This is a genomic window from Bacillus sp. AR4-2, assembly GCF_008274865.1.
GTDB classification, from domain to species: Bacteria; Bacillota; Bacilli; order Bacillales; family Bacillaceae_G; genus Bacillus_A; species Bacillus_A cereus.
Map to the genome: position 1 here is coordinate 4,218,003 of NZ_CP031062.1, position 13,538 is coordinate 4,231,540.

Genomic DNA, 13,538 nt, shown 5'->3' on the forward strand with positions numbered 1-13,538 from the left:
TCCATAATCGGCATCATATTCGGCATTTGATTGTTATCCATAATCGGCATCATATTCAGCATTTGATTGTTATCCATGATTGGCATCATATTCGGCATTTGATTGTTATCCATGATTGGCATCATATTCGGCATTTGATTGTTATCCATGATCGGCATTATATTCGGCGGCTGGTTGTTATCCATAATTGGCATTATATTCGGTGGCTGGTTGTTATCCATAATTGGCATTATATTCGGTGGCTGGTTGTTATCCATGATTGGCATTTGAATATTTGGCATTTGAATATTTGGCGGTATGACTTGTGGAATAACTACATTTTCTTTCGATACATTTGGCGATACTATATTCCCTACATTCTCTTTCTTCACTTGTGGTGACACTATATTCCCTACATTTTCTTTCTTCACCTGAGGCGATACTATATTTCCTACATTTTCTTTCTTCACTTGTGGCGATATTATATTCCCTACATTTTCTTTCTTCACTTGCGGCGATACTATATTTCCTACATTTTCTTTCTTCACTTGCGGCGATACTATATTTCCTACATTTTCTTTCTTCACTTGCGGCGATACTATATTCCCTACATTTTCTTTCTTCACTTGCGGCGATACTATATTGTTTTTTTTCGTTTGCGGAGAAATGATATTGTTAGGTTTCATTTTACTAATTTGAGGAGCAATTAACTCGCTTCCTTTTTTTATTACATCTGAAATTTTATATTCTTTTTTCGGTTTTATTGGTGGTTGTGGCGGCTGCGGTAATACATTTACCGAAAACTTCGTGTTTTCTTTTTCCGCCGGTTTTTGTTTTTCTATCACAGGTGGTTTTTGAATAACAGACGGTTTTTCAACTGGTTTTTCTTTTTGAATTGGCTGTTCTTTTTGCACTTCTTTTTGCGGTTTCACCTGTACCTCTTTTTGCGGCTTTACCTGTATCTCCTTCTGTGGTTTCACCTGTACTTCTTTTTGCGGCTTTACCTGCATCTCCTTCTGCGGTTTTACTTGCACTTCTTTTTGTGTTTGTTGCATAGCTGGCTGCTGTGTAATTGGTGCTGATTGATACGTAACTTCTTCTTCATCTTCTATTCCAAGCGGAGTTGGTGTTGCTGCAAATTCTTTTTGCTGCACTTCTTTTACGTATTGCTTTGGAGGCGCTGAACCTGCTCCAGCCTGTTGTTTCATGTGAACACTCTTGGATGGCACTTTAATTTTCATACCTGGCATAATTAAATCTGGATTACTAAGTTGTGTATTTGTTTTTTTCAACGTGTCAAAATCCACTCCGTACTTTTTCGCAATTTTCCAAAGGGTATCCCCTTTTTGCACGATATGAATTTTCAAATTTTCCCCCTCCTGTATAACTTATCTATAAGTAACAAATCTCATGAAGTAACTCTTTCTAAATAACATTAACTTCTTTTCACTTTTATCACTTCTTCGATTTTCAATATCATTCGAAGCGGAATAAGCATAAAGAACCACAATGATTTCTTCAAAACAATGTATGCCCATTTCGTTCCCGTTATGATTATATGTATGAAAAAAAGCAACGGGAATACCGTTGCTTTACACACGCTCTAACATACGATTTAATGCAAAAACCGCTTCTGTCGTTACTTGTTTATCTACGCTAATAACGTTAATTTCTTCTCCTCTTTCTATCGTTTCAAGTGCCCATAATAAGTGAGGCAGATCAATTCGGTTCATCGTTAAGCACGGACACATAAATGGATTAAGTGAAACAATTTCTTTATCTGGATGTTGCTGAATAATTCGGTTCACTAAATTCATTTCTGTACCAATCGCCCATTTGCTACCAGATGGCGCTGATTCAATCATATCAATAATATATTTCGTTGAGCCTGCATAATCTGAAGCAGCTACAACTTCATAGCAACATTCTGGATGTACAATAATATTCATATCAGGATGATTTTTTCGTACGCTCTCAATGTTCTTCACTGTAAAATTTTGATGAACAGAACAATGCCCTTTCCATAAAATTACTTGAATTTCTTCTATATCCCCATCGTACTCTAATGAATCTGTGTGTGGGTCCCATACTGCCATTTTATCTAACGGGATACCTAAATCGTACGCTGTATTTCTCCCTAAATGTTGGTCTGGTAAAAAGACAAGACGTTCTTTTTGAGTAAACGCCCAAGATACCATTTGCTTTGCATTAGAAGATGTTACTGTTGCTCCTCCGTTACGACCACAAAACGCTTTAATTGCAGCTGTAGAGTTCACATATGTTAACGGAATCATCGTATCTCCAAATAATTTCGTGAGCTCTTTCCATGCTCTTTCTGTTTGTTCAATATCTGCCATATCCGCCATCGAACAACCTGCACGCATATCTGGTAAGATGACAACTTGATCATCTGTCGTTAACATATCTGCTGTTTCCGCCATAAAGTGCACCCCGCAAAACACAATATATTTTGCGTCTTTATTGCTCGCTGCAACTTGCGCAAGCTGAAGTGAATCCCCTGCTGCATCTGAAAATTGTACCACTTCATCTTTTTGATAATGATGCCCTGGAATGAATAACATTTTCCCCATTTTCTCTTTAATTTCACGAACACGCTTTTCCATATCTTCCGTTGACATCGTGTAATAACGCTCTGGTAACATCGTTTCAATTGGCTGTACTTGTTCTAAAATACTCATATACGTTTCTCCCCTCTAAGCCATTTTCCTTATCCTTCAATATTGAAACTAATATCAAGTGCTTTTACTGAATGTGTTAACGCTCCAAGTGAAATATAATCTACCCCTGTTTTTCCGTATTTCGATAAATCTTCAATTGTGATGCCTCCTGAAGCTTCCGTAACGATGGCACTTGGTACAATCTTTGAAAACTCCCGGATTTCATCTGGCGTACGATTATCGAACATAATAATATCCGCACCAGCAGCGACAGCCTCTCTCACCTGTTCCTCAGTTTCTGTTTCCACTTCTACTTTCACCATATGTCCTAACTTTTCTTTCACTGATGTAACAGCTTTTGTAATAGAACCAGCAAAAGCAATATGATTGTCTTTAATCATGACACCATCATATAAACCGAAGCGATGATTAAATCCACCGCCGCACACGACTGCATACTTATCAAACATACGCAGTCCTGGCATCGTTTTTCGCGTATCACAAATACGAGTATAGCTACTATCTAAAGCAAGAACCGCTTTACGCGTCATCGTCGCTATTCCGCTCATACGCTGAATAACATTTAATATAACGCGCTCTGCTGTTAATAACGATGCAATTGGACCTTGCACAGTTGCAATGATTTCGCCTTTTTCTACAAGGTCCCCATCTTTTTTATGAAGCTCTACTTCAATTCTCTCATCAATTAATTTAAATCCTGATTCAATTACTAAACGTCCTGCAAAGACCCCTGTATCCTTCGCAAGAAACGTTCCTTTCGAAAGCAAGTTATCTGGAAAAATAAGCTGAGATGTTACATCTCTTTCCCCTATATCTTCTAAAAAAAATCGATTTAATGCTTCTTTAACTTTTATCGTGTTCATAAAGCCCCTCTTCCCCTCATCACACAAGTTGTCGTTTTCTCTTTACTCGAACAATCTCTTTCTTTCCTATATTTCTATCTGGATAATCACTCCGGTAATGCCCGCCAATACTTTCTTCTCTTTGCAAGGCTGACACAACTATAAGCTCACAAACCGTTAACATATTAATAAGCGTTATCTCTTCATTCGTAAGAACATCATGTTGTAATATCATATTTCGAACACCATACTTACTAAGCCATCTCTTCGCATAAGATAAACTTTGCTCTGTTCGCACAATCCCAACATATTTCATCATGCATTTTTGTATTTCTTCTTTCGTCGGTAAATGATTCAGAACGATAAACTTTGCTTCCTTTTCGGCTAGCATGTTCACCTTTTCTTTTGTCTCTCTAGATAAAATGTGTCGTCCGATTCTTTTTCCAAACACAAGACCTTCTAATAATGAATTACTCGCTAATCTATTTGCACCATGAACCCCGTTACAAGCTACTTCACCGACTGCGTATAAGTTCGGAATAGACGTCTCTCCATCACAGTTCGTTTTCACGCCGCCCATGTGAAAATGAGTACCAGGCACGACTGGAATACGTTTTTTATTTATATCGACTCCATTTGTTTTACATATCGATGACACGGTCGGAAAGCGTTGTTCAAAGTTTTGAATCATTTCGATGTTTAAGTACACTTTTTCACCCGCAAGTAGCTGTTCATGAATAGCCCTTGCGACTACATCACGAGGCGCTAAATCCTGTTCGGAATGTATATCCATCATAAAACGCTGCCCTTTTCCATTTATAAGGACAGCTCCTTCTCCGCGAACAGCTTCGGACACAAGACCAGAACAACGCCCACCCGCGTATAACATCGTCGGATGAAATTGTATAAACTCTAAATCTACAAGCTCTCCGCCTGCACGGTACACCATTGCAAGTCCATCGCCTGTAATCGTCTCATCATTAGAAGTAAAGGCGTATAAACCGCCAATACCGCCTGAAGCTAACACCGTATAATCTGCATTGTAACGTTTCAATTCTCCTTTATTGTTGCGAGTTAAAGCCCCAACACATTTATCTTTTTCTATAATAAAATCGAGCACCATTTCCTGTTCCACTACCGTAACGTATGGAGCTACTTCTTGAATAAGATGCTCTAATAAATTCTTTCCTGTTGCATCGCCACCTGCATGTAAAATACGACGTTTTCGATGCGCTCCTTCTTTTCCAAGATGAGGACCTGTTTCATCTCCATCAAATTTCATTCCATTTTCAATAAGGTTATTAATTTCTTTCGGTCCTTCCTCGACTAAATAACGGACCACTTCTTCATTGTTATAATGACACCCTGCTACTAGCGTATCTTCAAAATGATCATTAGGATTGTCGTATGTAGCTACCGCTGCGGCAATTCCACCTTGAGCTAAATGTGTATTATTATTACGTTTCGTCTCCTTTGTGATAATAATCACATTCTTTTCGTGACAAATCTCTTTTGCAACACGAAGTGCCGCAACGCCACTTCCAATAATTAAGACATCTGCGCTTGGCATAATTGTTGCCTCCTACTTTACACTTTTCAACTGTCTTGACACCTATATTTACATAGTTTTAAAATAATGACAAGAGTTTTTTTATAATTCTTATTTTCACTACCATTTAAAAAGTAAAAGAAATGTAACTCTTACTAGAGAGAGGAACTTACATGATGATATATCTTGACTATGCAGCTACTACACCTATGAGCGAGGAAGCGTTACAAACATATATGAAAGCAGCATCGCAATACTTCGGAAATGAACAAAGTTTACATGATATTGGAGGAACGGCTTCTTCTTTATTACAAGTTTGCCGAAAAACATTTGCGGAAATGATTGGAGGAAAAGAACAAGGAATATTTTTCACAAGTGGTGGATCGGAATCGAACTATCTTGCAATCCAATCACTTCTAAATGCCCGAAATAAGAAGCATATTATTACGACACCTATGGAACATGCATCCATTCGAAGTTATTTTCAATCCCTAAAATCAAAAGGCTATACGATCACTGAAATTCCTGTTGATAAAAATGGACTCATTTGTTTAGTAGATTTAGAGGCAGCTATTACGGAAGATACTGTGCTAGCAAGTATACAGCATGGAAACTCTGAAATCGGAACCGTTCAAAACATTACAGAAATCGGGGCACTTTTAAAAAAATATAATGTTTTATTTCATACGGATTGTGTGCAAACGTTTGGTAAACTGCCTATCCATGTTTTTGAGATGGGGATTGATAGTCTTTCTGTTTCAGCACATAAAATATACGGACCAAAAGGTGTCGGCGCTTGCTACATAAATCCGCAAACTCGCTGGGAACAAGTATTTCCAGGAACTTCTCACGAAAAAGGATTTCGCCCAGGTACAGTGAACGTTCCCGGCATCGCATCTTTTTTAACAGCTGCTGAAAATATATTAAAAACTCAATGGGAAGAAAGTTTACGTTTTAAAGAGTTACGATCCTACTTTTTAGAGCAAATACAAACACTTCCGCTAGAAATTGAAGTAGAAGGTCATTCTACTTCTTGTTTACCACATATTGTTGGGGTTACAATAAAAGGAATAGAAGGTCAATATACTATGCTAGAATGTAATCGCCATGGTATCGCCATTTCCACCGGAAGTGCTTGCCAAGTCGGTAAACAAGAACCTTCGAAAACTATGCTTGCAATTGGAAAAACGTATGAAGAGGCAAAACAATATGTCCGCTTCTCTTTCGGACAACAAACAACGAAAGATCAAATTGATACTACTATTCATGCACTACACACAATTGGAAATCAATTTTATAGAGGTGTTAAATCATAATGAAACAAAATGAACAAAAAAAGATTTTAGGTGAAGAAAGACGACAGCTTATCCTCCAGTGGCTTCTTGCTGCAAATGAACCGTTATCGGGGAATGAACTATCGAAAAAGACGAACGTAAGTAGACAAGTTATCGTGCAAGATATTTCCTTGCTTAAAGCACGAAACGAACCAATTATTGCAACTGCTCAAGGCTATTTATATTTAAAGCCACAAGAGAAACAACAAACTTTTGAACGCGTAATCGTATGCCAGCACAAACCAGCAGAAGTACGTCAAGAACTTACAATGCTTGTTGACCACGGCGTTACGATTAAAGACGTAAAAGTTGAGCATCCTGTATACGGTGACTTAACAGCATCCATTATGGTAAGCAATCGCTTTGATGTAGAGCAATATTTACAAAAAATCGAAAACACAAACGCTTCCTATCTATCGCAACTAACAGATGGTATTCACTTACATACAATTGAAGCAGATTCTAAAGAGAAGTTAGATGCTGCTTGCGAAGCTTTAGATAAAGCAGGATTTCTCGTTTATTAATGTAAAGCACAGAGTTTTTATCATTCTCTGTGCTTTTTTAATGCTATAATATTGTAATCAATCGTAAAGGAGATCAAATATGGGAATTGAACTCGTTCACTTTAGCATTGGGAAACCGAAACAAATGAAATATAGCGAAGATAAAGAAATGATTACCGGTATATGTAAAGAACTTACCGAAGAAGCTTTCCTATCAAAAGATGGCTTCCTTGGTGATGATGTAGCAGATTTAAAACACCACGGTGGACCTGATCGCGCAGTTTGTGTGTACTCACACGAGCATTACGCACTATGGGAAAAAGAATTTCAAACAACACTTCCAGCTTCCGCATTTGGCGAAAACATTACCGTAACAAATATGTTAGAGCATGATGTTTGCATCGGAGATACATACAAATTAGGTGAAGCGATTATTCAAGTGACACAAGCGCGCGTACCTTGTAGCACAATTTCAAAACGCCTTGGCATCCCTGGCATACTGCCGCGTATTGTAGCAACTGGATTTACTGGCTACCTATGCCGCGTTCTTCAAGAAGGTACTGTACGTAAAGATTCAAAAATTACATTACTAGAACGTCCATCAAGCAATGTTTCTGTTTTATTCTCTAACGAAATTTATTTTCATAATAGAAAAGATAAAGATGGCATCGAGAAGATTCTTGCTGTTCCAGAACTAGCTGATATTTGGCGTGGTCAATTAGAAGATCGTCTTGCGAAGTTGAAATAAAGTGAAACTTTAATCAGTGGGGGTTTTGTTCATTCCCCACTGATTATCAGCCCGATCCCCTCATAACTTCTTCACTTTCGCTGAATTTTGAGGTGGGGCTCTTACTGCCCGGCAAATAGCGGGATAAAGAATCCCACCTTCTGCAGGTGGGATTTTATTAATCTATTAAAAAATATATTAGGCAATGAAATGATATTGACGATTAAACAAATACCAACATTCCATCTACATCTTACAACCAATAAGAAGAATAACTCCCCAGCACAGTAACAGAAAAACCGAGTGCTTCAAGTTCCATCGTTACGCCTGGCAATAATACGTCATCGTATGCTTTATCGACATCGATTAAGAAAAAGTAATTTCCAAGACCTGTTTTCATCGGACGCGATTCGATTTTTGATAAGTTTAATTTTCTCCATGCGAAAGCTGATAACACTTGATATAGGGCACCTGCATAATCTGCAGGTAACGTTATCATAAGCGTCGTTTTCTCTCCGCGGTTCTCTCCATTATTCGGGAGTACTGCTTTCTTTTTCTTATGGAGTACTAAGAAACGTGTGTGATTATTTTTATGCGTATGAATACTACGTCTCACAATTGTTAATCCGTATTTTTCTGCAGCCGCTTCATTTGCAATAGCGGCAATTTTCTCTTCAGGATGTTCTTTCACATATTGTGCAGCAGCACTTGTAGATGTCATATCTCGAACAGTTACTCCTTTTAATTCTTCATTTAAAAATTTATGGCACTGTGCAATGGCATGCGGATGAGAATGCACTGCATATACTTCATCCCACACTTCTGCATACTGCGGATGTACAAGTAAATGCTGCTGAATTGGTACTGTAATTTCTCCTACAATGGAAAGCGGCTGCTCATGTACAAGGTAATCAACCGTTATATTCACTGAACCTTCTATTGCATTTTCTAACGGTACAACTGCGAAGTCTACATTTTCATTTGCAGCTGCATCTATACAATCTGGAATCGTTCGATACGGTACATGCTCTGCTTCCGGAAAAAAACGACTCACCGCCATATTTGTAAATGTTGCTTCTGGTCCTAAATATCCTACTCGAATCATCGTCTTTTCCCCTCTTTTTCGTTTTCTTACTGTTATACCATACTTTTTTATATTCTTCTATGTAAATTTCGAATATTTAAAAAAGACTAGCATTCGCTAGTCTAAATGTTTCTTATACTCTCTTTGAGCGAAGAAGAAATAAATGATACATGCTGCGATATAAAACAGAATGAACAAACCTACTTTTCTTAATGATCCATCCATAAAAAGCGTATTATGAAACGTATATAATGCAACTGCACTATGCATACTCCCTACTATAATTGGCGCAAAAAATAGCATACATAATTGCCAACGAGAAATTTTCCATACTTCTTCCTTCGTCATTCCAAGTTTAGAGAGTGCACCATACTGCTTTCGGTCCGATGCAATATTATGGAACCATTTAAAATACACGATACTACATGAAGTGAGAAAGAATAATATACTAATAAATGAGCCTACAAATAGAGTAATATCGCCGCCTTCTTTCATATTTACATACAACTCCATATTGCTTCGAAATGCATTATTATTATCTTGTTTTATATGTCTCCGTAAATCTTCATTTAATTTCTTCGTATTTTCTATATTTGATAATGTGTAGCCTCTATATATCATTTTTTCAGAATCAGGAACCTGATTTGCTATACTGTCAAAATCTTCATCATTCATAACGAAGAACAGACCATTAATGTACGAAGGGTGATGGTTAAATTGAACCCCTTCTTTCTGACCGTTAAATACGAATTGATATGGTTGATTCATTACTTGCAATTGAATCTCTTTTTGATTATACACATTCGAATTATTGTATTTATTATAATAAACGAGTGTCACTGTACCTTTTTTAGGACGATACGTTTTCTGTTTTTGTTTCCTTGCTTCTTGGTTATATTCACTTTCTTTTATAAGCGGTACTATTGTTGTTTCTCCCTTATTAGACTGAAAGGATGCATAAACTCCAACAAAACTCATATATTGAAAATCATCATACTCATATTGATGCAGTAATTTTTCAACCGCACCTTCCTCAAAGACTTCATAAGTAGAAATACCTTTTTCTATGTACGAAAACGAGTGTACCCCTCCAGTTCGCCACATATCTTGCATGCTAGAAAAATATAAGAACACCGTACCTGTTGCTGTAACTACAAACGTCGTTGCCATAGACATCAGAAAGAAAAAGCGACCATTTTCCTTCATTCGATGTGACAATTGATTCACTATAAATAAATACGGATATGTATACATAATCTTTTTATTTCGCTTTATCATTTCTAACACTTGGGTAGCTCCATGTGTAAAAGAAAAGTACGTTCCAAAAAAGACAAGTATAGACACAGGGAAAAAGTATATTGCTATCGTAGTCATCGTCACTTGTAGCGCCAACGCATACCCGCCCACTAAACAAGCAAAACCGAATAAACAAAGCCACTTTGATGTTTTCTTCTCTTTTTTATCTGTTCGAAATTCTTTCAATAACCGAATGATTTTTATATTCCATATACGTAAAGCACTTATAAAAGATAACAAAATAAAAACGACCATATATGTAATAAATGTTACACCAATCGCCCTTACGTCAAATATCACAGGGAGTTCTTTCGGAAGCCCCAGTAACATACTAAATACCATAAAAAAGAGTTTTAAAAATATCATACCGAGCACAATACCGAAAATATTCGCGAAGACCCCGATTAAAATTTGTTCGGTCATAATCATTCCTATTACGTTAGATTTCGTTGCTCCCATTAACATATATAACCCTAATTCTTTCTTACGTGCTTCTATGAAAATAGAAGTAGAGTACAAAATAAATATGACGAAAAAAGAAATGATTATAACATTACATATGATAAGTCCCCAACGTACGTTTTGATACCACATCGTCTCTTGCATATACGGATGCACAATGACAGACATATATGCGTAAGAAGCAAATATTGCAAAACAACTACTTAAGAAAAACACTTTATAATTACGCCAATTTCCTTTTATATTTTGCAGCGCTAGTTGCCAAATGTTCATCTATCGTCCTCCTGTAACTTACTACATAGGCAAAAAGCTAGAGGTTCCCCTAGCTTTTTACGTGTTTTAAATATCCTCTTTGCGCGATCATAAAGTAAATGGCAGAAGCTAAAATGTATGCTCCAATTACAAGCGCACCTGATTTCCATAAATCAATATAAAGCATTTTCCCTAACGTATGAAGAGCAACTCCACTATGAATGGAACCGATTAAAATTGGGATAAAGAAGATAACTCCCATTTGTCGAATCGCAATTTTGCGAATTTCTTTATCTGTCATACCGATTCTCTTTAACGATTTAAATTGAATACGATCTTGTTCTTTATCGTTAAACCATTTAAAGTATGTCATACTACAAGCGAAGAAGAAGAACAGTACCGCTACGAAGAAACCGATGAACATTGTAATTGCTCCTGATTCCCTTATATTTTTATAAGCGAGCACTGAGTTGTTTAGTTCCCCTTGTTTATCTGGTGCAATCTCCTTTTTCAAATCTAACACAAGGTCTTCCGTACTTTTCCAGTCTTCTATATAATAACCGTAATATTTCGTCTTTTCTTCATCCGGTACGAGCTTTGCGTATTTCTCAAAATCTTGATCATTTACAATGAGATATTCACTATCATTAAAAACAGAAAATGAAGTTGGGTCATTTAATTGAACAGATTGCTTTTGTCCGTTAATTTTAATTTCATGCGGTTTCGAACGATCTATCTTCATCATATCGTTCGCCATATCCGTTATGACCATCGTTGCACTACCAGGTGCATTATGAACTTCTCTAACTTGCTCTCTTTTTTGTTTACGTACTTCAGCGTTATATTCTTTTTCTGAAACAATCGCCATTGGCATCTCATGTTCACTGTTAAACATCGTGATTTTTTGAGTTCCAGGAAGTTTTACGTACGTTACTTCTCGCGCTTCTTCAAATCCATGTTTTTTTATTAATTCTTTTGCTTTTCCTTCTTTGATGACATTATGCGTATGTATTCCCTTTTCCTCATACGAAATAGCATGCGGGGTACTAGTTGCTGCCTTATAACTCATATCCTCGAAAAATACGTACAGCGTACCAACTGCTGAAGATACAACGGCCGTAATGATAGAAATTACAAATAGAAAACGAGCATTATCTTTCATTTTATAAATAAGATTGCTAAGTACGAACATATTTGGATATGTATAAAAAGATTTTTTTTGTTTTTGTAACGCCTTTAATACAACTGTACTACCTTGTGTAAACAGCAAATAAGTTCCACCTATCGTCAGCCCTACAATCGGTAAAAACAGAATGATAAAATTCATAAATGTTACTTGGAAGCTAAGTACATATGCAGCAATAATACATCCTATACCAACTACACATAACCATGTAAATGCAAACGGCTCTACTTTTTGCTTTCTAGCTTCTCTTAATAAATCAATAATTTGCAAGCGTCCTACTGTCCAAACACTAAACAATGATAGGATTAAAAATAGGATAAAGTATACGCCAGCTGTAATCAAAACCGCTTTACTATTCCATACGAGTGGAAGTGTCTTATCTATTTTCAATAATACGCTTAACGCTTGGAAAAATAATTTTGAACAAAGCATTCCAATCCCAACACCAATTACAATTGCAATACTACCTAACATCAGTTGCTCTAATATAATCATTCGGCCGAGCTGCGATTTCGTTCCGCCTATTAATGTTAGTAGACCAAACTCTTTTTTTCTTGCTCGTAAAAACGTTGAATTTGCATATAAAATAAAGAGTGCCGAGAAGATGACCACAATATAATTCATCGATTCTAATCCTTTTGTGATCATCTTTCTCATACTAATATTACCGCTTACGACATCTGGATGATAAATAAAAGAAGCATACATGAAAAATACGACAATCGATAAACAACTGCTAATAAGAAACGCTTTATAGTTACGCCAATTTCCTTTTACGTTATTAAGCGCGAGCTGGCGAAAGTTCATGATATTCTCCTCCTAGCATCGCAAGTACGTCCAGAATTTCTTGGAAAAAGGCTTGTTTCGTTCTTCCTTTATGTATTTCCGAGAAAATTTCCCCATCGCGTATGAAAAGGATATGTTCACAATAACTAGCCGCTACTGGATCGTGCGTAACCATTGCAATCGTTACTTTCTTTTGCTCGTGTAAATCTTGCAGAGCGCCCATTAGCGATTTCGCTGACTTCGAGTCTAAGTTTCCAGTTGGCTCATCTGCTAAAATTAACGTCGGTTCATGAATGATTGCTCTCGCTGCTGCTGCACGTTGTTGTTGTCCCCCAGATACTTCGTATACTTTTTTATTTAAAATTTCTTCGATGTTTAAAAACTTCGCAATTTCCAGTACTTTCGCATCGATTTCATTTACAGATTTCTTCGCCATTACAAGTGGTAAAATAATATTTTCTTTAATGGATAACGTATCAAGTAAATTAAAATCTTGGAAGATGAATCCTAAATGTGTACGGCGAAACTCCGCTAATTTTGCAGCACGCATTTGATTAATTTCTTCACCATTTACAAGCACATGACCTGAAGTTTGCTTATCAATTGTTGCTAATAAATTTAAAAGCGTCGTTTTTCCACTTCCTGAAGGACCCATAATCCCTACAAATTCGCCTTCTTCTATTTTAAAATTTATATCATTTAAAGCAGTCGTCGCTACTGAACCTTTTGATTGGTACACCTTCGTTAATCCTTTTACTTCAAGAACACTCATTTCTAATCCCCCTACGTGTTTTCTTCTTACATTTACTATAAGAAAAATAAGAAAAAGAAACGAGTGA

General features: G+C 36.7%; 10 protein-coding genes and 1 pseudogene. 3 read left to right on the forward strand and 8 right to left on the reverse strand.

Going from position 1 to position 13,538, the window contains the following annotated elements; all coding sequences use genetic code 11:
* Positions 1–1,189 precede the first annotated feature (1,189 nt).
* The 4 genes and pseudogenes from safA to nadB form a co-directional block, all read right to left on the reverse strand.
* Positions 1,190–1,346: pseudogene (safA, locus tag DN399_RS28765) on the reverse strand (SafA/ExsA family spore coat assembly protein); the annotation flags it as partial.
* Positions 1,347–1,571: 225 nt separating this feature from the next.
* Positions 1,572–2,678, reverse strand: coding sequence for a quinolinate synthase NadA (gene nadA / locus DN399_RS21805; RefSeq protein ID WP_006927543.1), 1,107 nt, complete (start codon positions 2,676–2,678; stop codon positions 1,572–1,574).
* A 29-nt stretch (positions 2,679–2,707) separates the two neighbouring features.
* Positions 2,708–3,541, reverse strand: a complete 834-nt coding sequence (gene nadC / locus DN399_RS21810) for a carboxylating nicotinate-nucleotide diphosphorylase (RefSeq protein WP_149149932.1) — start codon at positions 3,539–3,541, stop codon at positions 2,708–2,710.
* A 19-nt stretch (positions 3,542–3,560) separates the two neighbouring features.
* Positions 3,561–5,090 (reverse strand): L-aspartate oxidase, encoded by a 1,530-nt coding sequence (nadB, locus tag DN399_RS21815; protein ID WP_001138532.1) that lies wholly within the window; start codon positions 5,088–5,090, stop codon positions 3,561–3,563.
* 152 nt (positions 5,091–5,242) lie between these two features.
* On the opposite strand from nadB, the gene DN399_RS21820 reads away from it, so the two are divergent.
* The 3 genes from DN399_RS21820 (at position 5,243) to DN399_RS21830 (ending at position 7,654) form a co-directional block, all read left to right on the forward strand.
* Complete coding sequence (locus tag DN399_RS21820) at positions 5,243–6,385, forward strand: IscS subfamily cysteine desulfurase (protein ID WP_000973766.1); 1,143 nt, start codon at positions 5,243–5,245, stop codon at positions 6,383–6,385.
* Positions 6,385–6,927 (forward strand): transcription repressor NadR, encoded by a 543-nt coding sequence (locus tag DN399_RS21825; RefSeq protein WP_000812275.1) that lies wholly within the window; start codon positions 6,385–6,387, stop codon positions 6,925–6,927. The genes DN399_RS21820 and DN399_RS21825 overlap by 1 nt, the downstream gene beginning before the upstream one ends.
* 79 nt (positions 6,928–7,006) lie before the next feature.
* On the forward strand, positions 7,007–7,654 hold the full coding sequence (locus DN399_RS21830) for an MOSC domain-containing protein (protein ID WP_000510698.1): 648 nt from the start codon (positions 7,007–7,009) through the stop codon (positions 7,652–7,654).
* A 232-nt stretch (positions 7,655–7,886) separates the two neighbouring features.
* On the opposite strand, the gene pheA is transcribed toward DN399_RS21830, so the two are convergent.
* The 4 genes from pheA to DN399_RS21850 all read right to left on the reverse strand — a co-directional run bounded on the left by pheA (position 7,887) and on the right by DN399_RS21850 (position 13,471).
* Positions 7,887–8,738, reverse strand: coding sequence for a prephenate dehydratase (pheA, locus tag DN399_RS21835; protein WP_000621701.1), 852 nt, complete (start codon positions 8,736–8,738; stop codon positions 7,887–7,889).
* A 96-nt stretch (positions 8,739–8,834) separates the two neighbouring features.
* Complete coding sequence (locus DN399_RS21840; RefSeq protein ID WP_049107982.1) at positions 8,835–10,748, reverse strand: ABC transporter permease; 1,914 nt, start codon at positions 10,746–10,748, stop codon at positions 8,835–8,837.
* A gap of 49 nt (positions 10,749–10,797) precedes the next feature.
* Entirely contained in the window at positions 10,798–12,720 is a 1,923-nt protein-coding gene (locus DN399_RS21845) for an ABC transporter permease (RefSeq protein ID WP_049107983.1), read from the reverse strand.
* Positions 12,695–13,471, reverse strand: a complete 777-nt coding sequence (locus tag DN399_RS21850) for an ABC transporter ATP-binding protein (protein ID WP_049107984.1) — start codon at positions 13,469–13,471, stop codon at positions 12,695–12,697. Before DN399_RS21850 ends, DN399_RS21845 begins: the two co-directional genes overlap by 26 nt.
* Between the last annotated feature and the right edge of the window lie 67 nt (positions 13,472–13,538).